General features: G+C 65.8%; 15 protein-coding genes. 2 read left to right on the top strand and 13 right to left on the bottom strand.

Annotated features, from left to right (window positions below; translation table 11 throughout):
- Nucleotides 1-55 precede the first annotated feature (55 nt).
- The 6 genes from C7449_RS08455 to C7449_RS08430 all read right to left on the bottom strand — a co-directional run bounded on the left by C7449_RS08455 (nucleotide 56) and on the right by C7449_RS08430 (nucleotide 16171).
- A complete protein-coding gene (locus tag C7449_RS08455; protein WP_245414345.1) occupies nucleotides 56-1213 on the bottom strand; it encodes an OpgC family protein in 1158 nt (385 codons plus the stop codon).
- A 291-nt stretch (nucleotides 1214-1504) separates the two neighbouring features.
- Nucleotides 1505-9988 (bottom strand): GH36-type glycosyl hydrolase domain-containing protein, encoded by an 8484-nt coding sequence (locus C7449_RS08450; RefSeq protein WP_108002351.1) that lies wholly within the window; start codon nucleotides 9986-9988, stop codon nucleotides 1505-1507.
- Nucleotides 9989-10717: 729 nt separating this feature from the next.
- The gene (locus C7449_RS08445) at nucleotides 10718-11959 is read right to left on the bottom strand and encodes an aminotransferase class III-fold pyridoxal phosphate-dependent enzyme (RefSeq protein ID WP_245414330.1); all 1242 of its coding nucleotides are present in this window, start codon (nucleotides 11957-11959) and stop codon (nucleotides 10718-10720) included.
- Nucleotides 11959-14100 (bottom strand): ABC transporter permease, encoded by a 2142-nt coding sequence (locus C7449_RS08440; RefSeq protein WP_108002349.1) that lies wholly within the window; start codon nucleotides 14098-14100, stop codon nucleotides 11959-11961. Before C7449_RS08440 ends, C7449_RS08445 begins: the two co-directional genes overlap by 1 nt.
- Nucleotides 14100-15206: an ABC transporter ATP-binding protein gene (locus C7449_RS08435; protein ID WP_108002348.1), complete on the bottom strand. Its 1107-nt coding sequence runs from the start codon at nucleotides 15204-15206 to the stop codon at nucleotides 14100-14102. The genes C7449_RS08440 and C7449_RS08435 overlap by 1 nt, the downstream gene beginning before the upstream one ends.
- Nucleotides 15203-16171, bottom strand: a complete 969-nt coding sequence (locus C7449_RS08430) for an extracellular solute-binding protein (RefSeq protein WP_108002347.1) — start codon at nucleotides 16169-16171, stop codon at nucleotides 15203-15205. The genes C7449_RS08435 and C7449_RS08430 overlap by 4 nt, the downstream gene beginning before the upstream one ends.
- A gap of 106 nt (nucleotides 16172-16277) precedes the next feature.
- Between C7449_RS08430 and C7449_RS08425 the strand changes: the two genes are divergently transcribed.
- Nucleotides 16278-17177 (top strand): LysR substrate-binding domain-containing protein, encoded by a 900-nt coding sequence (locus C7449_RS08425; RefSeq protein WP_108002346.1) that lies wholly within the window; start codon nucleotides 16278-16280, stop codon nucleotides 17175-17177.
- Nucleotides 17178-17283: 106 nt separating this feature from the next.
- Here C7449_RS08425 and C7449_RS08420 read toward each other — a convergent pair whose 3' ends face one another.
- On the bottom strand, nucleotides 17284-17730 hold the full coding sequence (locus C7449_RS08420) for a hypothetical protein (protein ID WP_108002345.1): 447 nt from the start codon (nucleotides 17728-17730) through the stop codon (nucleotides 17284-17286).
- Nucleotides 17731-18097: 367 nt separating this feature from the next.
- On the opposite strand from C7449_RS08420, the gene C7449_RS08415 reads away from it, so the two are divergent.
- A complete protein-coding gene (locus C7449_RS08415; RefSeq protein ID WP_170115831.1) occupies nucleotides 18098-18499 on the top strand; it encodes a FliM/FliN family flagellar motor switch protein in 402 nt (133 codons plus the stop codon).
- A gap of 236 nt (nucleotides 18500-18735) precedes the next feature.
- On the opposite strand, the gene acs is transcribed toward C7449_RS08415, so the two are convergent.
- The 6 genes from acs to C7449_RS08385 all read right to left on the bottom strand — a co-directional run bounded on the left by acs (nucleotide 18736) and on the right by C7449_RS08385 (nucleotide 25875).
- Entirely contained in the window at nucleotides 18736-20691 is a 1956-nt protein-coding gene (gene acs, locus C7449_RS08410) for an acetate--CoA ligase (RefSeq protein WP_108002343.1), read from the bottom strand.
- Between the two features lie 14 nt (nucleotides 20692-20705).
- On the bottom strand, nucleotides 20706-21455 hold the full coding sequence (locus C7449_RS08405) for an ABC transporter ATP-binding protein (RefSeq protein ID WP_170115849.1): 750 nt from the start codon (nucleotides 21453-21455) through the stop codon (nucleotides 20706-20708).
- Between the two features lie 11 nt (nucleotides 21456-21466).
- Complete coding sequence (locus tag C7449_RS08400) at nucleotides 21467-22240, bottom strand: ABC transporter ATP-binding protein (protein WP_108002341.1); 774 nt, start codon at nucleotides 22238-22240, stop codon at nucleotides 21467-21469.
- 9 nt (nucleotides 22241-22249) lie between these two features.
- Entirely contained in the window at nucleotides 22250-23392 is a 1143-nt protein-coding gene (locus C7449_RS08395; protein ID WP_108002340.1) for a branched-chain amino acid ABC transporter permease, read from the bottom strand.
- A 6-nt stretch (nucleotides 23393-23398) separates the two neighbouring features.
- Entirely contained in the window at nucleotides 23399-24427 is a 1029-nt protein-coding gene (locus C7449_RS08390; protein ID WP_108002339.1) for a branched-chain amino acid ABC transporter permease, read from the bottom strand.
- A gap of 104 nt (nucleotides 24428-24531) precedes the next feature.
- Nucleotides 24532-25875 (bottom strand): substrate-binding protein, encoded by a 1344-nt coding sequence (locus C7449_RS08385; protein WP_108002338.1) that lies wholly within the window; start codon nucleotides 25873-25875, stop codon nucleotides 24532-24534.
- Nucleotides 25876-25897: the final 22 nt, after the last annotated feature.

The raw sequence follows: 25897 nt of genomic DNA, 5'->3' as shown, positions 1-25897 counted from the left end.
AAGCGCGGCGGTTTTCGTTTGCGGAGCAGCCGGGCGCGGCTCCGCCCGGTCATGGTCAGGCGGCCTGTCGGGCGCTCTTTGTGGCGACGGGGCTGCCGAGGCCGGCCAGCCAGTCGCGATACCGTGCATAGACGAAATGCAGCCCGAGCCCGCCGGCGACATAAAGCGTGCCGAACCACGGGTTCTTGCCGGTAACGATCATCAGCACCTGGCCGACCATTGCCAGGATCGTGCCGAAGATGAAGATCGCCAGGGAATGGCGGCCGATTGCCGTCAGCGGATGGGTGAGCGGCAGCGCGCTCCAGCGGGAGAGAGCGGGAATGGTGGCGATCAGGTAGGCAAGCGCCAGGACGTGCAGGAGCCGCGGAGCCGAAAGGAACGTCTTGTCGAAGCCTGTCAGCACCGGGGGGAGACCGAGGGACACATCGTAATGCCACCAGGAGAGCGCCACCCACAGGCAGGAGAGAACGACATAGCCAAGAGACAGGGCCGCCAGGAGCACGCTGCGCGGCAAATGCCCGCCGCGGCTGCGGCGGATCGAAACGGCGAGGCCGATGGCGAACAGGAACTGCCACGACAGTGGATTGAGGAACCAGTAGCCGTCATCCAAAAAATTCGACGGCGCAACGTGCCAGAGGCCTGCCCCGAGCCAGAGCAATCCCGACAGCGCCAGGAGCAGCAGCGGGCTGCGCCCATGCAGCCAGAGCATCGCCGGCAGCATGAGCAGCAGCACGGCATAGAGCGACAGGATGTTGTTGTAGCCGAACTGATGGCCGAGCAGCACCATGCCCAGCAGACCCTGCTCGGTGTGATCGACGACCGCGCGAAGATTGATCTCCGACAGCAGCTCGGGCCGCGCGAACCACAGCGCCCCGCCGGCGAAGATCGCGAACGTGACGATGCTCGTCATGATGTGGGCAACGTAGAGGCTGAAGGCACGCCGCAGGATCTGCACGGTGACGGCCAGGCGCGAGCCGGCGAACTTTCTTCCATAGGCAAGCCCGACCGCCAGTCCCGAGATCAGCACGAATGCCTCCGCCGAATCGGAGAAGCCGAAGTTCTTGTGCGTCAGCGGCTCGAGGAACTGTCCCGGAACGTGGTTGATGAAGATCGTCAGCAACGCCAGGGCGCGGAACACGTCGAGCCGCGTATCCCTTTTCCGGCTTGCCCCCGCCGCTGTCGTCGCGTCGGCGCTCGCACCATTACCTGCCATTATCATGCCTTTCTCACGCCAGACGCAAAAACGGGCACGACGGCACCAGCGTCCTCCGCTGGAACCGGCATGCCCGAATCCGAGCCCGATCAAGTACCATTGGCCTCTTCGGAGATTTTTGTGACGATTCAAAGGCTTCACGGCTGGTTCCGAAACAGCCCACATTGAAAGCCATTTGATGCGATCCTCAACGCGCAAAGCCGCCCGCTACGGTCCCGTGGCGGGCGGCTTTGGTTGTTAGAACCGGAAGGCGTCGTCGGGCAGTCCGGCCGTTTGCTTGCCCGTCTCCGTCTACGCCGTGGTCTCGACCTCCTTCGCCTTGACCGCCTCGATCGTCGCCACGACCTTGCCCTCCGCCGTTCTCTGGACCTGGATGCGATGCTCGATCCCGTCCAGCCTGACCACGGCCGAGTAGCCCGGCCAGTCGGACGGGATCGCCGGCGTCACGACTAGGCGACCCTCCTCCTTGCGGATGCCGAGCACGCCCTCGACGGCGGAACGGTACAGCCAGCCGGCCGAGCCGGTGTACCAGGTCCAGCCGCCCCTGCCCTTCCGAAAGTCCTCGCCATAGACATCGGCGGCGACCACATAGGGCTCGACGCGGTATGTCTCGATCGCCTCGGGGCTGGAAGCGTGATTGATCGGGTTCAGCATTTTCAGGCAGGTCCAAGCTTCGTCGGCCCGGTCCTGCATGGCGAGCGCCATCACCACCCAGGTGGCGGCATGGGTGTACTGTCCGCCGTTCTCGCGGACGCCGGGCGGATAGGCCTTGATGTAGCCGGGGTCATGCGCGCCGTCGACGAACGGCGGCGTGAAGAGCTTGATGATGCCCGTCTCCTCGTCCGCCAGCTCGTCCAGCACCGCATCCATCGCCAGCCGGGCCCGTTCCGCGTCGCCCTCGCCGGAAAGCACGCTCCAGGACTGCGCAATTGAATCGATCCGGCATTCGTCGCTCTCCTGCGAGCCGAACGGGGTTCCATCGTCGAAATAGCCGCGCCGATAGTAGGCGCCGTCCCATCCGGCCGATTCCAGCGCCGCCTTGAGGGTTTCGAGATGGGCGAGCCAGGCTTTTGCGCGCGCCGCATCGCCGCGCTCGCTGGCGATCGGTGCGAAGTCGCGCAGCGCGCCGGCCAGGAACCAGCCGAGCCAGACGCTGGTGCCCCGGCCTTCGGCGCCCACCCGGTTCATGCCGTCGTTCCAGTCGCCGCCGAGCATCAGCGGCAAGCCGTTCTCGCCGGTCCGCCGGATAGCCAGATCGAGCGCCCGGGCGCAATGCTCGAACAGGCTGACGGCCTCGTCCGAGCGGTTGGGCTTGTAGAAGGCATCGTGTTGCCCCTCGGCCAGCGGCGGCCCCTCGATGAAGGTCAGCTTCTCGTCGAGGATGTCGTGGCGGCCGGTCGAGCGGCAATACTGGATCACCGCGTAGGCGAGCCACACCACGTCGTCCGAAATGTTCGTGCGCACGCCGGCGCCCGTTTCCGGCAGCCACCAGTGCTGCACGTCGCCCTCGTGGAACTGGCGGGAGGCGGCGTTCAGGATCTGCTTGCGAGCCAGCTCGGGGCGATGCGTCAGGAAGGCCAGCGTATCCTGCAACTGGTCGCGGAAGCCGTAGGCGCCGCTTGCCTGATAGAAGGCGGCGCGCGCCAGCAGGCGGCAGCCGAGCGCCTGGTAGGGAAGCCAGGTGTTGACCATCAGGTTCAGCGCCGGGTCGGGCGTGTCGACCTGCAGGGTCCCGGTGAAGTCGCCCCAGAAGGTCCGAACCTTCTCGAGGACCGGGTCGAACCTTGCCGTCGTCGCCTCTTTGGCAAGCGCCGCCGCCGCTTCCGCATCGTCGCAGTCGCCGAGCACGAAATGGATTTCCCGGCTCTCGCCGGGGCCCAGTTCGAAATCGGTCATCAGGGCCGCGCACGGTGCTCCCAGGCACTCCATGTTGCCAGACAGCTGGTGCCCTTCGGTGACCGCCGCCGGCATGACGATGTCCCCCTCGCGGCCGATGAACTCGCGCCGGCTCGCCGTCGTGCCCGAAAGCTCGGCGTCGGTCGCGAAGAAGGCGACCCGGCCGGCAAAGTCGAGGCTGTAGGGATTGGTGGCGAAGATGGCGCTGCCGGTATCGCCCTGTCGGCACAGCACGAACGGAGCGGTCTTGGCCGGATTGTTGCCCAGCACCCATTCGACATAACCGTAAGCCGACAGCCTGCGCGCCGAAGGACCGTGATTGCGAACGATCAGGCGCGAAAACTTCACCGGCCGCTCCCCATCGACCGTTTGCACGAGATCAAGCTCCAGCCCGTCCGACGAACTGCGGAAGGCCGAGTAGCCGAGGCCGTGCCAGGTCTCGAACAGGATCGACGGGTCGCGCGACAGGCCGGCGAACGGCACGAGCACCGCGCCGCTTTCGCGATCCTTGACGTAAAAGGCCTCGCTCGGGCGGTTGATGACCGGATCGTTCGTCCAGTGCGTCAGCTGGTAGTCCCGCGAGTTGCGGCTCCAGGTATAGGCGCCGCCCTCGGCGGCAACGTGGAAGCCGAAGTGCTGATTGGCGATGACGTTGATCCACGGCTGCGGCGTGCCCTCGCCGCCCCGCAGCTTGACCACGTATTCCCGGCGCTCGGCATTGAAGCCGCCATAGCCGTTCCAGAAGTCCAGTTCGGCGCCGTTGATCTCGATCGGCCGGGGAACCCGCGCCAGCCTTTTCAGTGGCGCGGCGTGCCGGGCCTCGGCCGGCTGGGCAGCAGCCGGCGTCGCAAACAGCGAGACCGCCCGCTGGATCTGGTCGGCGAGCGTGCCGTTGCGGGCGTGGAAGACGGCGCGCGCCGTCGACAGCAGCGCCTGCCAGGTCGCAGCCTCCATCAGGTCGCGCCGGACGGCGAAGATGTGCGGGCGCATGCCGTCCGGCTGGCCGCGCATGCGCAGGTTCTCGCACATCTGGTCGAGCGTGTGCTGCATGTCCTGGGCGTAGGACGACGCCTTCTCGTTCAGGATGACGAGATCGGCGATGACGCCGCGATGGCGCAGATATTCCTGGGCCCGCAGCGCTTCGCGGGCGATCTCGAGGTCGGCATCGTCGTTGATCCGCAAGACGAAGATCGGGAAGTCGCCGGAGATCGAGAGCGGCCACAGCGCCGACTGCGAGGCGAGCCCCGCCTCGACCGTCGCCACGTCCGCCCGCAGGTGGGTGTCGGGATAGACGAGATAGCGGCCAAGCGCCTGGAAGCTCGCCGCCTCCTGCGAGGTGACGCCGATATGGCGCAGGTGCACCTGGGAGCGGGTCCAGGCATGGATGAGCTCGTGGTTGAACGCGTCCGGATGGCGGTAGCGGTCGATTCCCCGGTCCAGTTCCTCGCGGTTCGGCGCGGCAATCGTCCAGAAGATCACCTTGACCTTCTTGCCGGCCGGCACGCGGACGACGCGGCGCAGCGCCACGATCGGGTCGAGCGTGAAGCCGTCGACGCCCGAAAGCTGGGCACCGGCATCGAAGGCTGCGGCGGTGGCGAGGCTGCGGCCGCGTCCGATGAAATTGCGTCGGTCGGTCTCGATCTCCGTACGGCGCGAGCCGGCATTGTCGACGATCAGGTGTCCGACGCACATGTCCGGCTCGTTCGGATCACGCTTGTTGCGCAGCACGCGAACGACGTCGCCGCGGCGGCCGATCTCGGTCTTCAGGAACATCCGCGCAAACAGCGGGTGCGCATTGTCGGTGTCGTCCATCGTCACGACCGGCTCCATGTAGGAGGTCACTTCGATGAAACGATCCTCCGGGCCGGTGTTGAGCAGCGTCAGGCGCCGCCCCTCTGCGTCGTGCTCGGAGGCGACGATGCACTCGACCTCGCTCGTCAGCGTCCCGACCGTCTTGAAGAACTCCGCCTTGTCGTCGCTGAACTGCGCCTTGGCTTCCTCGCCCTCTGTGCGCTTGGGCTCCGTCGTCGCCGACCACCATTCGTTGGTGGCCGTGTCACGCAGGAAGATGAAGGTGCCCCAGCGGTCCTCCACCGGGTCCGGCTTGAAGCGGGTGACCGACTGGCCGTTCCAGTGCGAATAACCGGAGCCGGTCGCCGTCAGCATCACCGAATAGTGGCCGTTGGAGAGGAACACGGCTTCCCGGTCCTGGCTCATCGGGTCCTCGATCTCGCGCACTTCCGGGCGCAGCAGGTCGGCCTGCGTGCTTCCGACCGTTTCCGGCTCCCGCTTGGTGGTGATGACCGGGATCTCGCGCGGCGCCTTTTCCTGCAGGAGCAGCTCGGCTGCCTCGATCACCGGATCGGCGTGGAAGCGCGACCTCAGCGCGCCGTTGAAGACGACGTTGGCGACCGCGGCGATCGACATGCCGTGATGATGGGCCATGTAGTTTTGAACGACCGCGCAGCGCTTGCCCTCCGGCACGCGGGTCGGGGTGAAGTCCACCGCGTCGTGGAAGCCGTAGATGCCGAGCGCCCCGAGCCGGCGCAGCTCCTCGAGGTTGGCGAGAGCGGCCTTCGGGGCGTACTGGGCGGCCAGCAGCGAGGCATAGGGGGCGATCACCGCGTTCTGGCCGAGGCCGCGTTTCAGGCCGAGCGTCGGCACGCCGAAGTTGGTGTACTGATAGGTGAGCTCGTGGTCGCGCGCGTTGAAGGCGGCCTCCGAGATCCCCCATGGCGTGCCGAGCCGCCGCCCGTGGTTCTGCTGTTCCTTGACGATCAGGTTGTTGGTCTGGTGCAGGATGCCGCCCTGCGGTTCCTGCATGACGAGCGGCGGCATCAGGTACTCGAACATCGAGCCTGACCAGGAGACCAGCGCGCCGCGCGCGCCGATCGGCACGATCGGGCGGCCGAGCTTGTACCAGTGCTCGGTCGGCAGGTCGCCCTTGGCGATCGCAAACAGGCTGGTCAGCCGCGCCTCCGAGGCCAGCAGGTCGTAGCAGGCCTCGTCCAGCTCGTTGGTCTCGACCCGGTATCCGATCGACAGCAACCGGCGCTCGGGGCGGAACAGGAACCCGAAGTCCATTGAGAACGCGATGTCGCGGGTGCGGTCACGCAGCACGATCAGGCGCTGGCGCAGCGCCTCGATGCTGCCGAGGTCGAACACGCTGTCGGCGATATGGGCCTCGCAGGTGGCGACAAGGGCGTTCGCCCAGCTGACCACTTCGCCGCTCTGGGTGCTCTTGATCTCGTGATCGAGGTTGGCGATCAGCTTGTTTACGTCGCGCGCCAGCACCGCCAGGTTGATGACCCGGATCGAGGCGAACTCGTGCTCGCGCTTCACCGCGGCAAGCGCGTTGTGGAAGCCGGCGATGCGCTCCTCGATCAGTCGCCGCAGCGGGCGGACCGTCTTGCGGTCGTCCGGCAGTTCGGCCAACGCCTCCGACAGGATCGAGGCGACGTCACCGATGCCGTCGAGATTTGCGTGCAGATGGGCCGAGGGGGCTTCCGCCCATTCACGGCAGAGCGACGACACGGCGATCAGGTGGCCGGCCAGGTTGCCGCTGTCGACGGAGGAGACATAGCGCGGCCCGAGCGTCTCGAGCGTGTTGGTGCGGTACCAGTTGTAGAGGTGGCCGCGGAACTTCGGCATGCCGTCGATCGTGGAAACGGTCTCTTCCAGGCGGCGAACGGTTTCCTCGAAACTGATCCAGCCGAAATCGCGGGCCGAGACCACCGACAGCAGGTAGACGCCGATATTGGTGGGCGAGGTGCGCTCGGCCAGCACCGGATGCGGGGTTTCCTGGAAATTGTCCGGCGGCAGGAAGTGCTGCTCCGCGGTCACGAACGTCTCGAAGTAGCGCCAGGTGCGGCGGGCGATCTTGCGCAGCTCGGTCACCACGCCGTCCGGAACGATCAGTTCGTCCTCGGTTTCGGCCGTGCGGCTCACATACCAGGCAATCGCCGGCGACAGCGCCCAGATCGCCGCAAACGGGATGGCGATGAACGGCAGGCCGGTCTTCGAGAACACCGCAAGCGCAACCGAAATCGCGGCCAACGCCGGGGCCTGCCACATGTCGACATAGTAGGACGCCACGCTGCCGCCCGACGCGCTGTGCACCTGCGCGGCGGTGCGCCACTCGAGCATGTGCCGGCGGCTGACGAAGATGCGGAAGAGCGAGCGCACCGTCGCGTCGGCCATCAGCGCGGCCTGATGCGCGATGAAGACGATCCGGAGCGCCACCTGCGCATTCGCCGCCCGCACGTCGGAGAGAATGGTCTGCAGGTGGGCGCGGGCCACGATGTCGCTGCGGCGCGGGATGACGCCGGTGATCAGCGACAGGGTCGGCGCGACGAACAGCAGGAAGATCAGCACGAGCTGCCAGATCAGCGCCTGGTGCGGCTCCATGTAGTACCAGCCCATCACCGAGGCGACCAGCCAGCCGACCGGGATCAGGCAACGGCGGAGGTTGTCGTACATCTTCCAGCGGCCGAGCATCGGAACGCCGCTCGACGGACCGAAGATGTAGGGCAGCAACTGCCAGTCGCCGCGGGCCCAGCGATGCTGGCGCGAGGTCTCGACCTCGTAGCGGATCGGAAAGTCCTCGACGAACTCGACGTCGGTGACGAGCGCGCAACGCGCGTAGGAGCCCTCGAGCAGGTCGTGCGAGAGGACGGTGTTCTCATCGATGCGACCCTTCAGCGCCGCCTCGAAGGCATCGACGTGGTACAGCCCCTTTCCGGTGAAGGTCCCCTCGCCGACGAGGTCCTGGTAGACGTCGGAAACCGTGAAGACATAGGGGTCGACGCCGCGGTTGGCGGAGAAGATGCGCTGGAAGGTCGAGGCCTGTTCACCGGTCGTCAGCGACGGCGTGACGCGCGGCTGCAGGATGCTGTAGCCGGCCACCACCTGCTGGGTCGCCGGGTCGATCTGCGGCCGGTTGATCGGATGGAAGAGCTTGCCGACCAGCTTGGTGGCGGCGTCGCGCATCAGGCGGGTGTCGGAATCGAGCGTCAGCACGTACTGGACGTTCGCAGGCACGGTGTTGGCGCCCGGCAGGAAGCTGGTGTCGCCGTCGCCGCGCAGCAGCAGGTTGAGCTCATGCAGCTTGCCGCGCTTGCGCTCCCAGCCCATCCACACGCCTTCCTGCGGATTGAACAGCCGACGCCGGTGCAGGAGGTAGAAGCGGGTCCGCCCGTCATAGGCATAGCGCGCCGACAGCAGCGCGATCTCGCGCTTGGCGTATTCGAGCACCTCCAGATCTTCCGGGCTCTCCTCGACCTTGCTGTCGACCCAGTCGCTGACGAGCGCGAAATAGATTTCGCCGCGCGGGTTGGCGAGATAATGGACCTCGAGGTTGCGGACGAGTTCGTCGACGTGGTCGCGCTTGGAGATCAGGCACGGCACCGCCACGAGCGTGCGCGCCTCCTCCGGGATACCCTCGTGGAACTCGTAGCCGACCAGCCGCGTCGGCTTCACGCTGAGCGTCACCAGGGTGTTGAACAGTCCGACCGCCCCTTCCGATGCCGGAAGGGCGAAGAGGATCAGCATGATCAGCCAGGCGCCGTCGGGAATGTCCATCTGGTCGAGGAAGTAGTAGACCCCGATCATCGCGCACAGCGTCAGCAGCACCACCGGGCCGGCGATCGCCACCCAGTCGAGCGAGCGGGTGAAGCGGAGGATGTGCTCCAGAACCGACGGGCGGTAGCCGATCCGCTTCTCCAGGAGAATGCGCTTCTTGCCGACCAGATAGGTGCCGACATTGGCCTCGTGGGCGCCGGCCACGTTGCCGGCGGCCATGTCCTCGGCCGTCAACGCCAGGGCGGTTTGCGTCACCTGCAGTTCCGTCTGGCCGGAGCGACGGGCGAGCTTTTCGATCGTGTCGCGGTAGGCATTGCGCGAGCCGAAGTCCAGGTCGGAGTAGTCCGAGCCCTCGCGCAGCGCCGCGTCGAGCCGGCTGACGCTCTCCACCCAGACCGGCCATTCCGTGTCGTCGATCGCCCGCAGCCCGCGGATCAGGTTGCTCATCGTCGCGTTGCCGGACGACAGGCGGTTCTGCTCGGCGACGAGCACCTCCTCCAGGTCGCTGCCGCGCATCTCGATCTGCCGCTCGAGCCACTGGATCGCCGCGCCGGAAGCCTGCAGGCCGTCCCGCAGGCGGTAGAGCAGCTGGGCGACGAAGGTGTTGTCGGCGACGAGATGCTCGATCTCCCGCAGGATCACGATGCTGCGCTGGGGATCGTTCAGCCGGATCAGCTCGTCGGCGATCTCGTTGGCCTTGCGGCGCATGCCGCGCGACCGGTCGACGCGGCTTGCGATCCGGCGCAGGTTCTCGATGAGGATGAAGCGGATGATCGACGGCAGCGCCCAGAGTTCGCCGATCTTGAAGGCTTCGATCTTCTGGTAACCTTCGACGATCGCCGTCAGGCTTTCGCGCGAGACGCTGCTGTGAGTGTGGGCGACATAGAGCCAGCCCAGCGCCATCGTCCGCGGAATTTCGAGGTCGCCGACCTTCATGGTCGGTAGCTGGCGGTAGAAGCGGCGCGGGAAGTCGCGGCGGACCTCCTGGATCGCCTCCTCGACGACGTAGTAGTTGTCAATGAGCCATTCGGCGGCCGGCGTGATCGTCGCCCCGGCTTCGACGTCGCGGGCGATCGTCTGGTAGACCCGGTAGATCTCCTTCTCGTTCTCCCGGTGGCGGGCGCGGAAGTCGAACGGCACGAAACCCGGCAGCGTATCCGCGCCGTTGCGCGCCAGGTCCTCGCCGCAGGCGCTGAGCTCCTCCAGAGTGAAATAGGTATCCCGGATCGAATCGTTGTAATCGATCTGCCTGGATTCCGCCTCGCGGGACGAAGCCTGTGGTCTGGTATGAAGGGACATCTGCTTTAAGTTTCTGGGTTCGAGCAATGGGGGTCGTCCGCAAATCCCCGGGACTGCGGACCGCATTCCGTGACGAGCGTCACGCCTGGCCGCCGCCTGTCAGGACGATCATGCGTCTTCTCCGTGCCGCAACCAACACCGGCGTGCAGGGATCAGGACACGCGTCTCGACAAGGGCGCGCGAAATGGTGCAGGCGACATACAATGCGCATCGTGAAAGCGGCATTTTTTAGCCGTAATGACAATCGGTTGCAACACGACGGCAGGGCAAGCAATCAACTCCATCGGCGAGAGTAGGGACATCCTAGCACACCTAGGCGGGCGAGGGTGAACCGGGGCTGAACGCAGCCCATCGACGAGCGGTTCCGCCGCGATGCTACCGTCGACCCGGAGGCTCGCGGAAGTCTGGATTGACTGGTTGGAATTGCGCGCGATGCGAAGGTCAGGAGGAAACCGATGCGATTGCCGCAAGCGCACCCCGGGACTGTGCATGACAGGCCGCTGTCGACCGCAACCGGTAGCGATCCGAGCCTGGAAGGCCGTCATTTCAGCGACCGCTACGCCGGGTATCTGTCGTGGTGATGCCGGAAAGGGTCACGGGCGTTTTCGCCTGGCGCGGCCGCTGCTTGCGCTAATCAGCTGGTGGCCGGTCCCGCGACGCCTCGAACGACGACGGCGTGCAGGGCCTGACCCGCCGGCTGGCGGATCAGGCGGTTTGACTGAACTAAGATTAGGCGGAAACGGCCTGGACGGCCCTGCCGATCCGCTCGAGCGTATCGATGATCTCTGCCTTGGAGATGACCAGCGGCGGCGAGAACGAGATGCTCGCCTGGCCCTTGAAGACGGTCGACACGCCTTCCTTACGCAGCGCCGTCAGCATGCGACGCTCGAAGTCGCGCCCCGGCTCGCAGCCCATCACCGGCAGGTCGAGTTCGATGGCCAGCAACAGGCCCTTGCCGCGTGCGCCGGTGATGGCCGGCACCTTCTGCGACAGGGCCGCGACCGCTTCGAAGAAGACCTTCTCTCCCGCGGCGGCGGCCTCCACCAGTTCTTCGCTCTCGATGATCTCGATCGTGGACAGCGCGGCGCGGGTGGTGAGCGGGTTCTTCTCGTGGGTGTAGTGGCCGAGATCGAGCTCGGGGGCGATGTTGAGCCGGGCGTCGGCGATCACCGCCGAGATCGGCAGCATGCCGCCGCCGAGCGCCTTGCCTAGCACCACGGCATCCGGCACCACGCCGACGTGTTCGAACGCGAAGAACTTGCCGGTCTTGCCGAGCCCGGTGGGGATCTCGTCGAAGATCAGCAGCGCGCCGTGTCGGTCGCACAGGCGCCGGACTTCGGCCCAGAGCCCGTCCGGCGGCACGTGGCAGTTGGTTCGGATGGGCTCGGCGACGAGGCACGCAATGCCGGTTTCCGAAGCGGCGAAAGCGGCCTCGATCTCGGAGAGCATCCGCTCCGCGCCGCCCGGTCCCCAATAGGGCGCGACGTGGTGTCGCCCCGGCAGGAACGGTCCGAGGCGCGGGTCGGTGTCGGTGCGTGACAGGCCGAAGGCGCCGAATCCGTGGCCGTGGTATGAGCCCTGCAGCGAGATCGTCTCGTGCCGGCCGGTTGCGACCCGGGCGAGCTTCATCGCGATCTCGATCCCGTCCGAGCCGCTGTTGGCGAACAGCACCTTTGCCGGGGCGCCGGGCCAGTGGGAAAGCAGTTTCTCGGCAAGGCCGACCGCGGACGCGTTGGTGAAGCGGCGCGGCGAGAAGGGCAGCTCGTCGATCTGCGCCTTCAGCGCGGCGACGAGGGCGGGATGGCTGTAGCCGACGTGATGGGCGGTGTTGCCGTGCAGGTCGATCAGCCGATGGCCGTCGGTTTCCTCCAGCCAGATCCCGCGCACCGAACGCAGCGTCGACTGGCAGGGCGAGGAGCCGTGCTGGTGGAAGAACACGAGCCCGTCGCGTTCGGTGAGATTGTCGGTCATCATGCTTTCTCCGGTCGGGCGGGAACGGCGCGCCGCCGCTCCGCCACTGCTTTAAGTCTGCGCCCGAGGTCCCGGGCGCGGTTGTTTCCAGGCGCGTCCAGCAGCCAGACCAGCGCCATGGCCGTCAGCGCGAACAGCAGCAGCAGCAGGCTCTTGGCACCGGCGTAACCGAACTCTCCGGACGTGGCGTGGTTGAAGATCGCCACCGACGCGAGCTTGTGGTTGCCCGAGACGAGGAAGATCACCGAGGAGAGCGTCGTCAGGCCGTCGATGAAGACGTAGAGCGATCCAAGCAGCAGTGCCGGCCTCAGCATGGGCAGGATCACCCGCACGAAACGTGTCACCAGCCCGGCGCCGAGGCCTTCGGCGGCCTCTTCGATCGCGGGGTCGAGCCCTTGCAGCGCGGCCCGCGCCGCCAGCACCCCGACGAACAGGTTGGAGAACAGGATGTTGAGCACGAGGATCGCCGAAGTGCCGGTCAGGGCCAGCGCCTTGACGCCGAAGGGCAGGTTGAAGGCGACGATATAGCCGATGCCGAAGATGATGCCGGGCACGATCGCCGGCGCCATCGCGATGAAGAAGATGATGTTGGCACCGGGCGGCCGCAGCCGTTCGATGACGTAGCCGACGACGATCCCGAGCAGGCCCCCGATCGGCGCGGCAACGAGGGCCAGCGAGACGCTGCTCCACACCAGTCCCAACCCGCGGTCCGAGCTGCCGTAGCCGGTTCCGGCCAGGCCGACATCGACACCGGCGTCGGTGAAGTAGCCGAGCGTGAAGCTCCAGTCGACGCCCCACACGCGCACCACCGCTCCGAGCGCCATCGTCACGTAGATGGCAAGGATGATCAGTGCGACGGTGGTGGTCAGGCCCGAAAGGACGGCACGCCAACCGAGCGGAAGCGCCAGTTCGGACCGGCGGCCGCCTGCGCCGGCACTCGAATAGCGCTTCCGCCGCCCGACGCTCTCGAGCATCAGGTAGATGATCAGTGAGGGAATCAGCAGCCACACGCAGATGGCAGCGGCCAGCGGCGTGTTCTGGAAGGCGGTGATCTGGTCGTAGATCAGTTCGGCCAGCACCGGCATGTCGTTGCCGAGCAGCATCGGATTGCCGAAATCCGTCAGGCTGAGGATGAACACCAGGACCACGGCCCGCTTGATCGCCGGCCAGGTCATCGGCAGGGTGACGCGTGCAAAGGTCTGGGCGTGCCTCGCCCCGAGGTTGGCCGAGGCCTCGTCGAGGTTGCCGTTATGCTTGCGCATGACGTTGTCGAAGACGATGAAGGCGGCCGGCATGAAGGCGAGCGTCTGGGCGATCAGTACGCCGGCGAAGCCATAGATGTTGGACTTCTCGGCATCGATCAAGCCGAGCCACTGGTCGAGGAATGTGAAGGTGGCGAGCCCGCGCCGTCCGAACAGCATGACCGTGGCGGTGGCGATGAGGACAGGCGGCGCCACCAGCGGGGTGAGCAGCACGGCGCGCGTCACGCCCGGCCAGCGCACGCCACCGAAATTGACGCCATAGGCCAGCGCGAAGGCCAGGCAGACCGTCGACAGCATGGCGCAGAAGGCGAGCCTGAGGCTGTTGAACGCCGCGGTGCGCAGCTGGCTGTCCCGCATCACTTCGAGGTAGTTGTCGAGGCCGAAGCGCGATTCGGAGCCAAGGCGCAGCTCGTCGAAGCCGTCCTGGCCGAGCGCGTCCTTGACCTTGAAGGCGAGAGCAATGCGCTTGTGGAGCGCGATATGGGCGAGCGGATAGGCTTCGTCGAAGGACGCACGCTCCTGCGGCGACAATGCCGCCACGGCAGCCGTTGCCCTGACGCTCTGATCGCTGTAGGGCGCCTTGCGGTCCCAGGTCACCGGGATGCCGGTCAGTTCGAAGGCCGCTGCGGTCGCATCGACGGTTTCCGCCTCCGTCGCCGTCGCCACCCAGCGTTCGGTCGCCTGGCTCCGTTCTTCCGGCGGCATCGCCTCGAGTGCGTGACTGGTGACGGCGCTGATGCGTTCGAGCGTCATCGGCCCGCGGATCACGAAGCTTTCCACCAGGACTGTGCCGAGCGGGTAAGCGATGAACAGTACCAGCACCGCCGCGATGATGGCGGAGAGCACGATGCCGGGGACGTTTCGCGCCGATACAGTCATCAACAGTTTCCATCCGGAAGAACGCAACAATGGGCGGCGCTCGGCTGCACGCGCACGGGCAGGCCCGGCCGCAGGACCAGGTCGCTCTCCGCCGATGGCCGGTCGGCCACCACGGTGCGGCCGGATTCCAGCTTCACCTGCAGCCGCAGATGGGCGCCGCAGAAGGTCGTCGTGACGATGCGGCCGGCGAAGCCGGGCTGGTCGGGTGCGGCGATGCCGAGATGTTCGGGCCGGTAGATGGCCGTCGCACGGCTGTTGAGCGGGGTCGTCGAGGGCAGGTTGGCCGGCCAGACTTCGCCATCGGCCTCAATGCCAGATCGGACTGCGACCCCTTCGATGACGTTGGAGACGCCGACGAACTCGGCGACGAAACGGGTCTTCGGCCGATGATAGATCTCAGACGGAGTGCCGACCTGCTCGATGCGGCCGTTGGCCATCACGGCGATCCGGTCCGAAAGGGCGAACGCCTCCTCCTGGTCGTGGGTCACGTAAAGGGTGGTGAGACCGAGCCGGTTCACCAGGACGCGCAGGTCGGTCCGCAGCTTGGCGCGGATGCGGGCGTCGAGCGCCGACATCGGCTCGTCGAGCAGCAGCACTTCGGGCCGCGAGGCGAGCGCCCGCGCCAGGGCGACGCGCTGCTGCTGGCCGCCGGAGAGTTCGTGCGGGTAGCGGTCGAGCAGATGGTCCAGTTCCACGAGCGTCGCGAGTTCGCGAACGCGGGCCCGCATTTCCGCGCGCGGCGTCGACTTGATGGCGTCCGAGAAGCCGATGTTGTCGGCCACCGTCTTGGTCGGAAACAGCGCATAGGACTGGAAGACGAAGCCCATCTGCCGCTTCGATGGCGGCAGTCCGGTGACGTCGTTCCCCGCCCGCAGGACCCTCCCCGAATCGGCCGACACGAAGCCTGCGATGATGCGCAGCAAGGTGGTCTTGCCGCAGCCCGAGGCACCGAGCAGGCTGACGAACTCGCCCTGGCCCAAGTCGAGGCTGACATCGTCGACCGCCGCCGAGCCGCCGAAGGCCTTGCGGATGTTGCTGACGCGGATATGCGGCTGGCCCCCGTGGGGGACCAGCCGTTCGGCCGCTATCGGTGCCGAAATGTTCATGACTTGCTGAGGATGCGGGTGTTGAACTCGGTCCGGAACTCATCGATCGCGACCGGGCGACGCATGTTCCAGAGCGTGACCTTCGACAGGTCGACCAGGCCGTAACCGGGCACGGCAGTCGCGCCGACCACCTTGCCGAGCACTTCGGCGGCATCCTTGCTGGCCATGAAGTCGAGGAACAGCTTGGCTTCTTCCGGGTTCGGCGCGCCGGCGACCAGTCCACCGCCTTCGGTGACGTTGGGGGTGATGCCGCTGTAGACGACTTCCACCGGGCGGCCGGAGGACTTCAGCTGGTAGCAGGTCGTGTCGAAGCTGAGGCCGATCGCCACTTCGCCGGCCGCCGCCAGTTCAGCGCCGCCCGAGCCACCGTCCGAGTACTTGAAGACGTTCTCGTTCAGGTTCTCGACGAACGGCCAGCCGAACGCGTCGACGAAGGTGGTGAGGATGGCGCCGCCGGTGCCCGACTTCATCGGCGAGGGGAGCGAGATTTCATTGTCGTAGACCGGCTTCAGCAGGTCTTCCCAGCTGTTCGGCATCGGCAGGTTCTTGCTGGCCAGGCGCTCGGTGTTGACGACCATGCACATCGTGGTGGCGAAATGCTTGTTGTAGAAGCCGTCCGGATGACGGAACTGCTCGCTGATCTGCGAGTCCTTGGGTTCGTAGGGCTCGAAGACGCCGGCGGCGGTGAGCTGCTCGAGCGCGGTGTTGTTGACCAGGTAGATGACGTCGGCCTGCGGATTGGCCTTTTCGGCGATGGCGCGCTCGGCGATCGGGCCGGTCGAGCCGGAGACGAACTTGACCTCGATGTCGGGATGCTTGGCGCGGAAGGCCTCGACGAGCGCCGTGTTGACGCTGTCCGATGCGTTATAGATGACCAGTTCCTTCGCCATGGCGGCCGTGGAGGTGAGCGCAAGGCACGCGAGCGTCGTCGTCAGATGTTTCAGATTGGATTTGATGATTGCCATTGTGGATCTCCGTAACGCCCAGTGCATCAGATTGACCGGCGTGTTATAAATCTTACTTAGTTTCGTGACAGGCATATGAAGCGAAACTTATAGCGAGGGGATCATCATGAATTTTGCGCAGCTGCGGGCCTTCCATGCCGTTGCCGTGACGGGCACGTTCTCGGCGGCGGCCCAGGCGCTGGGGGTCAGCCAGCCGGCCGTCACCCAGCACGTGAAATCCCTGGAGGATAGCTGCGGCGCCCGGCTTTTCGTGCGAAGCGGCGGCACCGTCGAACTGACGCCGGTCGCCCTCGATCTGTTGCCCAAGGCTCGCGAGGTGATGCTGACGATCGACGACATCGCCGCGCAGCTCGAGGACGGCCGGTCGCTTCGCTCCGGTTACCTGTCCCTGGGCGTCTGCTCGCCCTGCCTCGTCATGCCGGTTCTCGAACGCTTCGCGGCGACCTTTCCGGGCGTCCGCGTCGATGTGCGCATGGAGAACTCGAGCCAGCTGCTCGATCTGGTCGCCAACTACCGGATCGACCTGGCGCTGGCGACGCTGACGGAGCCCGCGCCGGACTTCCTGTGCCGCCATCTCGTCGACCAGAAAGTGCTCGTCGTCGTCAACGAGGCGCATCCCTGGTGGGATCGCAAGAGCGTATCCGTCAGTGAACTCGAGGGGCAGACCTTCGTGTTGCGCGAGGAACGGTCGATGACGCGGCAGCTGTTCGAGCGCGGCCTGGCGCTCGCATCGGTCGAGATTGTCCCGCGCTTTGTGCTGGGCAGCCGCGAAGCGGTCAAGGAGGCCGCCGCGGCGGGTCTCGGTGCCGGCATCGTGCTGAGCAACGAACTCGGATTTGATCGTCGCCTGCGCGGCATTCCGGTCACCGGCGCGAACATGTCGGCCGGCGAATATCTCGTCGCCCTGCCGAAACATGCCGGGAAGGGCGCGATCCGCGAGTTCATGGACATCGCGGAAAATGTCTTTCACTCATCGGCGCCCGGGAATTCCGGGCCTGTCATGTGAAGGAGCCGACGGCTAGCGCCCCGCCACACGCTGCGAAGCTAGCGACGGCGCGGGACGCGGTTTTATCGAGGACAACGAGTGCCTGCGAAACCAGGCCCTCGTCGTCTCATCCGTGAGATGCCCCGCGTGCTCTATTCGGTTCGATGCGCATCTCGACCGCGCGAGGCGAATGTCCGCGAAGCGTTTGCAGCGTCGTCATCGGAAAGCTGATCCGCGTCAGGGCGCGAATGAACTCGCTCTCCTCCCGCTTTGCAAACCGCACGAACAGGCTGCCTTCCTGCTGTTTGACGCGGGCGCAGGTCAGGAAGATCTCGAACTTGCCGAGGCAGAGATAGAAGTGATCCGTCAGGCTCTCTATTGCTCGCCCCTGAAGGACCGCCCCGGCTTCGCTGATGCTGACGATCCGCACCTGATGGACGGCGAATGATTTCACGCCTTTGACAGGGCAGAGCGCCCGGACGACCAGGTTGACCCTCTGGTAGGCTGGCTCTGTGTCGTCGCCCACGAAAGCGAGGCGGGACAAGTAGTTGCGCGCGACCTGTGAATTCAGCATGGCTGGCTGCGGGAGAGTTAAAGGTTAACTAATCGTTAACACCCTAATTATCCTGCGGCGACATTGCAACCTGCTTGTGCGTGCCTGCCCACACGCACGCCTGAGGAATCATCTCCCCCCGAGTGATTCGGCCGAATCGCTTTTCGCGCGCTCTGTTCGCAATCCATCAGCAGCCGCAGTCGCTGTGATGGTCTGAGCGCCCATCCTGTTTCGAAACGAGCAACGGTGGCGTGCAGGCCTGTGGAAGGAAACCTTTTGTTAAGGTTTACAGATGGCTGATCTGAAAATTCAACAGCGTGTCGTTCCCCGCTGTCCTAAACGGAGGATGCCCTTTGGCCGAACCGAGCGACCTTTAGGATGGTGTTATATGTGCGATGATTCCGACAACCTGCCGCCACTTGCCGATGCCGCCTTCGATCCCGAGGCGGGCAGCGTCGATGTTGCCACGGAGGCGAGCGGCCGCTTGCACGAACCCGGAGCAAGCCTGGTCTTTTCAAAGGCCCCTCCCGAAGACAAGGTTCCGGTGCGCCCCGAACTCGGTGAACGGTTCAACGACATTCCCGTCGAGATCGAGGCTGTTATCGGACGCGTCAAGATTTCCGTCGAAGAGCTGATGCGCGTGGATCCGGGCCATCGCCTGCGGCTGGACAAGGAATTCGGCGAACCGGTCGACCTGCTGGTCAACGGTCGCCTCATCGGCTACGGCCAGGTCGTTTCCGATGCCAACGACAACCTCATCGGCATCAAAATCGTCCACGTCGTGCGGTGAGCCAGGATCGCCGTGTCTCGCGGTTCGTGCTCGGACATGTGACCGATCCTGAACAGCCGGCGATGCGTCAGGTTTGAATGTCCATAGGGGCCGCCGACAGGACGGACGTCCACCGGGCGCCATGCGCATCATCGAGGCGCCGGCCGGCTTCGGCCGACCAGCCTTAGCTATCCGGCCCATTCAAGCTGCGTAGATTGCGGGGGCCGCGAGGAGTTCCGCATCCTTGCCGCCGGCGCTCAGGCTTTCCTGTTTTGCCGGTTGGCGATGAGGTCATCGACGACGGAGGGGTCGGCGAGCGTCGAGGTGTCGCCGAGCGCCGAGAAGTCGTCCTCGGCGATCTTGCGCAGGATGCGGCGCATGATCTTGGCCGAGCGCGTCTTCGGCAGTGCAGGCGCGAACTGGATCTTGTCGGGCGCCGCGATCGGCCCGATCTCCTGGCGAACATGGGCGATCAGATCCTTGCGCAACGCGTCGCTCGGCTCCTCGCCCTCCATCAGCGTGACATAGCAGTAGATGCCCTGGCCCTTGACGTCGTGCGGATAGCCGACCACCGCCGCCTCCGACACCTTTTCGTGCGCCACCAGCGCCGATTCCACCTCCGCCGTGCCCATGCGGTGACCCGACACGTTGATGACGTCGTCGACCCGCCCGGTGATCCAGTAGTAGCCGTCCTCGTCGCGCCGGCAGCCGTCGCCGGTAAAATACTTGCCCTTGTAGGTGGAGAAGTAGGTCTCGACGAAGCGGTCGTGGTCACCGAACACGGTGCGCATCATGCCCGGCCAGGGCTGTGCGATGCACAGGTTGCCCGCGCCCACCCCCTCGATGACGGCGCCGTCATTGTCGACGATCTCCGGCACCACGCCGAAGAAGGGCCGGGTGGCCGAGCCCGGCTTGAGGTCGGTTGACCCCGGCAGCGGGGCGATGAGGATGCCGCCGTTCTCCGTCTGCCACCAGGTGTCGACCACCGGGCAGCGGCCCTCGCCAACCACATGGAAGTACCATTCCCAGGCCTCCGGGTTGATCGGCTCGCCCACCGAGCCGAGCAGGCGCAGGCTGCGTCGCGCCCCCTTCCTGACCCATTCGTCGCCCGCCCCCATCAGCGCCCGGATGGCGGTAGGTGCGGTGTAGAAGATGTTGACCTTGTGCTTGTCGACCACCTGCCAGAAGCGCGAGGCGTCGGGATAGTTCGGCACGCCCTCGAACATCAGCGTCGTCGCGCCGTTGGCCAGCGGCCCGTAGAGGATGTAGGAGTGGCCGGTCACCCAGCCGACATCCGCCGTGCACCAGTAGATATCGCCGTCGCGATAGTCGAAGACGTACTGGTGCGTCATCGACACATGCACCAGATAGCCGCCGGTGGTGTGCAGCACCCCCTTGGGCTTGCCGGTCGAGCCGGAGGTGTAGAGGATGAACAGCGGGTCTTCGGCGTTCATCGGCTCCGCCGGGCAGACGGGCGACGCCGCCCTGGCTGCCTCGTCCAGCCATACGTCGCGCCCGTCCACCCAGTTGATCGCCCCGCCGGTCCGGCGCACCACCAGCACCTTGTGCACCGGATTGCCGGCCGCCGCGGCGATTTCGGCCGCCTTGTCGGCATTCGCCTTCAGCGGCACCTTGCGTCCGCCGCGCAAGCCCTCGTCGGCGGTGATCACGACATGCGATTCGCAGTCGACGATGCGCCCGGCCAGCGAATCGGGCGAAAAGCCGCCGAACACCACCGAATGGATCGCCCCGATGCGCGTGCAGGCCAGCATCGCATAGGCGACCTCCGGGATCATCGGCATGTAGATCGTCACCCGGTCGCCCTTGTTCACCCCATGCGACTTCAGGACGTTCGCATAGCGGCACACCTGCTCGTGCAGCTCGCGGTAGGTGATCTTCCGGCCCTCGTTCGGATCGTCGCCCTCCCAGATGATGGCCACCTGGTCGCCGCGCGCCTCGAGATGCCGGTCGACGCAGTTGTGCGACAGGTTGAGCTCGCCGTCCTCGAACCACTTGATCGACACCTCGCCCTCGAAGGAGGCGTTCCTCACCTTCGTATAGGGCTTGAACCAGTCCAGCCGCCGTCCATGCCGCCCCCAGAACCCGTCCGGGTCGCGCACGCTCTCGGCGTACCAGGCCAGGTAGGTCTCGTCGTCGATCAGCGCGTCCTTCTTCCAGGCCGCCTGAACACGGTGAACTGTTTCCTTCGACATGCTTCTCCCTCGCCTCAGATCGCCAGATATTCGTTGCGGAGCTCCTCGCTTTCGAGCAGCTCCTTGGCAGAGCCGGCAAAGACGAGTTCGCCCGTGTCGAGGATCACGGCGCGATCGGCCAGCCTGAGCGCGGCGATGGCGTTCTGCTCCACGATGATGGTGGTGATGCCACGCTCCTTGATCTGTTCGACGATGCGCTCGATCTCCTTGACGATGACCGGCGCCAGCCCCTCGTAGGGCTCGTCAAGCAAGAGCAGTTTCACCTCCCGCGCCAGCGCCCGGGCGACCGCCAGCATCTGCTGCTCGCCGCCGGACATCGTGACGGCCTCCTGCTTGCGTCGTTCGGCCAGCCGCGGGAAATGCTCGTAGAGCTCGTCGAGCGACATGCCGTGGCCGGGCGCCACCTGCGCCAGCACCAGATTCTCCTCCACCGTCATGCCGGGGATGATCCGGCGGTCTTCCGGCACCAGCTGGACGCCGGCCTGCGCCGCCTGCCAGGACTTCATGGCGTGCAGCGGCTGCCCCTCCAGCCAGATTTGGCCGGAGCGCAGCGCCGGATTGTCCATCCGCGCAATGGTGCGCAAGGTCGAGGTCTTGCCGGCGCCGTTGCGGCCGAGCAGCGCCAGGATCTCGCCCTTCCTCACGTCGAGGGTGACGCCCTGGACGATGTAGCTCTCGCCGTAATAGGCATGGACATCGCGCACCGCGAAAAAGGCCTTGGATGGATCAGACTCGGTGGCGGCCGAAATCGCTTCCCGTTTCATCGCGACGTCGTTCATTGCACGCTCCCGCCCAGATAGGCTTGCTGCACGCGCGGGTCTTCCTTGATCTCTTGGGGAAGGCCCGACGCGATGATGCGGCCCTGCGCCAGGACGGAGATCCGGTCGGCCAGCGAGAAGACGACGTGCATGTCGTGTTCGATGATGACCTTGGTCATGCCGCTGGACTTGATCTTGCGCAGAAGCTCGATGGTGGTGTTGGTGTCGTGCCGGCTCATGCCGGCCGTCGGCTCGTCGAGCAGCAGCAGCCGCGGCCGCTGGATCAGGCACATGGCCAGTTCCAGCCGGCGCTTGTCGCCGCGCGACAGCGAACCGGCATGATCGCCGCGGCGGCCGTGCAGGCCGATATCGTCGAGAATGTCTTCCGCCTCCTGGCGGATCTGCCGCTCCGAATCGATGCTGCGCAGCAAGTTGACGCGGAAGGCGCCGTCGCGCCGGGCAAAGGCGGGCGCCATGACATTGTGCAGCACCGGCAGGTCGGGGAAGATTTCCGGCGTCTGGAACACCCGCGAAATGCCGAGCTGGTTGATCTCGTGCGGCGCCTTGCCGGTCAGCACGGTGCCGTCGAAGACGACCGCGCCGCTGCTGGGCGGAATGCGGCCGATGATGACGTTGAGCAGCGTCGACTTGCCGGCACCGTTCGGGCCGATGATGGCGTGGGTCTTGCCCTCCTCGATCTGCAGGTCGATGTCGGAGAGGGCCCGCAGGCCGCCGAAATTCTTGTGAACGTCGGCCGCGTGCAGGATGATGTTGGGCGTTGCTTCGATCATGGCGCGCTCCTATTCCGCCGGCTGGACCGAGGTGACGCCGTCCGGCGTCGCCTTCTGTCGTTTCAGACGCACCATGAGGCGGTGGAAGCCCTCCACCAGCCCGCCCGGCAGGAAGACCACGATCAACACGAACATCAGGCCGAGCGTGAGGTGCCAGCCCTCGCCGACGAACTTGGAGAGCACGGTAACGACAAAGGTTTGCACGCCATCGGGCAGGAACGAGAAGAGGCCGTTCAGCATGTTGGTGTTGATGGCGGAGAAGATGTTCTCGAAATACTTGATCAGCCAGGCGCCGATCACCGGCCCGAACAGGGTTCCGACGCCGCCGAGGATGGTCATGAGGACCACGTTGCCGGATTCGGTCCACTTCATCCGTTCGGCACCGGCGAGCGGATCGGTGATGGACAGCAGCGCGCCCGCCAGGCCGGCGAACATGCCGGAGATGACGAAGGCCGCCAGCATGTAGGGCCGGGTGTTGAAGCCGGTGTAGTTCATCCGGGTCTGGTTGGACTTGATGCCGCGCAGCGCCATGCCGAACGGCGAGGCGAAGATCTTCTGCGACAGATAGAACGCGATGATCAGGATGACGGCGCAGAGATAGAAACCGGTGTAGCCGGTCACGGACATGCCGAACAGTGTCGGCTGCGGCAGCCCGGCCGCGGTTGCCTGCGCGCCGAACAAGGCATCGAGGTGCCGCGGATCGTCCCGCGCCAGAAGCAGGCCCGTCTCGCCGTTGGTGATCGGCGTGAGCACCGAATAGGCGAGGCTGTAGCTCATCTGGGCGAAGGCCAGCGTCAGGATCGAGAAATAGATGCCGGTGCGGCGCAGGCTGAAATAGCCGATCAACAGCGCGAACACCCCGCTGACGATAATCGCGAACAGCATCGCCGGCCCGATGTCCATGCTGAGCAGCTTGAACGACCAGACGGTCGTGTAGGAACCCACCCCGAGGAAGGCGGCATGGCCGAACGAAAGGTATCCGGTGAGCCCGAACAGGATGTTGAAGCCGATCGCGAAGATCGCGTAGATCGCGAACTTCTGCATGAGGCCGGGATAGGCGGCGCCAAAGGGCGCCAGCCAGATCGGCATGGTCAGCACCACGGCAGCGAACACTGCGAGTGCGGCAAGGTCCTTGCGAGAAAGCGAGAACATGGTGGATCAGTTCTCCATGATTCCGCGCCGTCCCATCAGGCCGCGCGGACGCACGAGCAGGATGACGACTGCGACGAGATAGATGATGACCTGGTCGATGCCGGGGATGAGGGATTTCACCTCGGTCATCGAGGCGAAGGACTGCAGGATGCCGAGCAGGAAGCCGGCCGCGACCGCGCCGGGCAGCGAGCCCATGCCGCCGACCACGACGACGACGAAGCTCAGGACCAGGAAGTCCATGCCGAGGTGGTAGTTGGGCGCCAGCAGCGGCGTGTACATGACGCCGGCAACCCCCGCCACCACCGCCGCGAGCCCGAAGACGATGGTGAAGCGCCGGTCGATGTCGATGCCCATCAGCCCGACGGTCTCCCGATCGGCCATGCCGGCGCGCACCACCATGCCGAACGTGGTGAATTGCAGGAACGCGAACACGCCGCCGATGACCACGGCGGAAAACAGCAGGTAGATCAGCCGCCACCACGGATAGGTCAGCGTATGGGCCGCCATGCCGAACCAGACGCCGATGTCGGCCGCGCCGCGCAGATCGGACGGGATCGGCTGCGGCACCGGGTTGGCGCCGAAGAAGCTCCTGACGATCTCCTGCAGCACGATGGCAAGCCCGAAGGTGACGAGGATCTGCTCGGCATGGCTGCGCTTGTAGAAATGCTTGATGAGGCCGCGCTCCATTGCGATGCCGATGATCAGCATCGCCGGAATGGCGAGCAGGATCGAGATCGGCACCGAATAGTCGACCAGCACCGCGCCGAAGTCGCCGAACCAGTTCTGCACCAGCGGCGTGCGCACCTCGACCGGCGAGCCCCAGGGCGACAGCTTCTCCGGGTCGATGGTGACCGTCTCGAGGGTGATGAGGTAGCGGAAGGTGACGGCGCAGAAGCAGCCGAGCATGAACAGCGCGCCGTGGGCGAAATTGACGACGCCGAGCGTGCCGAAAACCAGTGTGAGGCCAAGGGCGATCAGCGCGTAGGCGCCGCCCTTGTCCAGCCCGTTGAGCAGCTGGGCCAGGAACACGTTCATCTAAGTAACCCTTCGATGCGAGACGGTGTGCATTGCGAATTCCAGGGGCAGAGCGCCTCCGCCCCGCCCGCGTACGGCAGGCGGGGCGGAGGCCGATGCCTTGGTCAGCACTTGTTGGGTTCGTATGGCCCGAGCTCGCCGCCGAAGATCGAGGCGTCATAGGTGACGTCCTCGCGCGGCGTCCGGCCGATCACGTTGAGCACGTCGAAGCGGCTGGACGGGTTCTCGTTGCCGCGCACCACCAGGACCTCCTTGAAGCACTGGTGGTCGGTGTCGCGGTAGACGGTGCGGCCGTTGCCCATGCCATCGAACTCGAAGCCCTCGAGCGCCTTGATGACTTCCGGCGGATAGAAAGTGCCGGCCCGCTCCACAGCGTCAGCGTAGAGGATGGCCTGCACATAGCCGGTGTGGGCCGACTGCGACGGCGGCTGGCCATAGGCCTCGCCATAGGACTTGGTGAAGGCCTTGGTGCCCTCGTCGTCCAGCGACCACTGCCAGTTCGAGGTGCCGATGATGCCCTTCACCGCTTCGCCCGCGCCCACCGCCATCAATTCGGAGAACATCGGCACAACGATCTCGAAGTTCTTGCCGTTGGCCTGCCGCTCGCGCAGGCCGAACTGCACCGCCTGCGGCAGCGAGTTGACCATGTCGTGGCCGTAGTGGTTGAGGATCAGCACGTCGGCGCCGGAGTTCAGCACCGGGGTGAGATACTGCGAGTAGTCGCCGAGGCCGAGCGGGGTTCGCACGGTTGCCACCGTTTCCCAGCCGAGCGCCTCGGTGGCGTTCTTGATCGATTCCTCCTGCGTCCAGCCCCAGGTGTAGTCGGCGGTCAGGTGATAGGCCCGCCGGTCGGTGCCGTATTCCTTGGCAAGGAACGGCGCGATGGCGACGCCCGACTGGTAGGCGTTGAAGAAGTGCCGGAAGCCGTAGCGGCGCTTGTCCTTGCCGGTGGTGTCGTTGGAGTGCGTCAGGCCGGACATGTAGATGACGCCCATTTCCTGGCACAGGCTCTGCTGGGCGATCGCCTCGCCGGAGGTGACCGAACCGGTGACCATGATGGCCTTGTCGCGCTCGATCATGCGCCGTGCCCCGTCGCGGGCGGCGTCGGTGTTGGTCTGGGTGTCGCCGGTCACGTATTCGACCTTGCGGCCGAGCACGCCGTTGCCCTTCAGCGCCGCGGGCTTCAGGGTGTTCAGCAGGCCGCCGTCCCCTTCGCCGTTGATGTGCTTGACCGCCAGTTCGTAGGCCTTGAGCTGCTCCAGCCCCTCTTCGGCATAGGAGCCGGTCTGCGGCACGTTGAAGCCGAAAACGATCTTGCCACTGGTCGGGTCGTTGCAGAAATTCTGCGCCCAGGCGCCCTTGGTGAATATATGAGGCGTGCTGAGCGCGACGATGCCGGCGCCGGCCCCCTTGAGCAGGCCTCGCCTGTTGGTCCGAAAGTTGGTCATTTCATCTCCTCCACGCGGCCGA

Origin of the sequence: Mycoplana dimorpha (genome assembly GCF_003046475.1) — a bacterium.
Classification (GTDB): domain Bacteria; phylum Pseudomonadota; class Alphaproteobacteria; order Rhizobiales; family Rhizobiaceae; genus Mycoplana; species Mycoplana dimorpha.
This window is presented reverse-complemented; position numbering and strand designations above follow the sequence as displayed.

Bases quoted from the DNA above. Each gene is read 5' to 3' on its own strand.
- C7449_RS08390 (WP_108002339.1), bottom strand. From the start codon at position 24,427: ATGAACGTGTTCCTGGCCCAGCTGCTCAACGGGCTGGACAAGGGCGGC.
- C7449_RS08385 (WP_108002338.1), bottom strand. From the start codon at position 25,875: ATGACCAACTTTCGGACCAACAGGCGAGGCCTGCTCAAGGGGGCCGGC.
- C7449_RS08400 (WP_108002341.1), bottom strand. From the start codon at position 22,240: ATGATCGAAGCAACGCCCAACATCATCCTGCACGCGGCCGACGTTCAC.
- C7449_RS08425 (WP_108002346.1), top strand. From the start codon at position 16,278: ATGAATTTTGCGCAGCTGCGGGCCTTCCATGCCGTTGCCGTGACGGGC.
- acs (WP_108002343.1), bottom strand. From the start codon at position 20,691: ATGTCGAAGGAAACAGTTCACCGTGTTCAGGCGGCCTGGAAGAAGGAC.
- C7449_RS08440 (WP_108002349.1), bottom strand. From the start codon at position 14,100: ATGACTGTATCGGCGCGAAACGTCCCCGGCATCGTGCTCTCCGCCATC.
- C7449_RS08420 (WP_108002345.1), bottom strand. From the start codon at position 17,730: ATGCTGAATTCACAGGTCGCGCGCAACTACTTGTCCCGCCTCGCTTTC.
- C7449_RS08435 (WP_108002348.1), bottom strand. From the start codon at position 15,206: ATGAACATTTCGGCACCGATAGCGGCCGAACGGCTGGTCCCCCACGGG.
- C7449_RS08430 (WP_108002347.1), bottom strand. From the start codon at position 16,171: ATGGCAATCATCAAATCCAATCTGAAACATCTGACGACGACGCTCGCG.
- C7449_RS08405 (WP_170115849.1), bottom strand. From the start codon at position 21,455: ATGAAACGGGAAGCGATTTCGGCCGCCACCGAGTCTGATCCATCCAAG.
- C7449_RS08455 (WP_245414345.1), bottom strand. From the start codon at position 1,213: ATGGCAGGTAATGGTGCGAGCGCCGACGCGACGACAGCGGCGGGGGCA.
- C7449_RS08445 (WP_245414330.1), bottom strand. From the start codon at position 11,959: ATGACCGACAATCTCACCGAACGCGACGGGCTCGTGTTCTTCCACCAG.
- C7449_RS08450 (WP_108002351.1), bottom strand. From the start codon at position 9,988: ATGTCCCTTCATACCAGACCACAGGCTTCGTCCCGCGAGGCGGAATCC.
- C7449_RS08415 (WP_170115831.1), top strand. From the start codon at position 18,098: ATGTGCGATGATTCCGACAACCTGCCGCCACTTGCCGATGCCGCCTTC.
- C7449_RS08395 (WP_108002340.1), bottom strand. From the start codon at position 23,392: ATGTTCTCGCTTTCTCGCAAGGACCTTGCCGCACTCGCAGTGTTCGCT.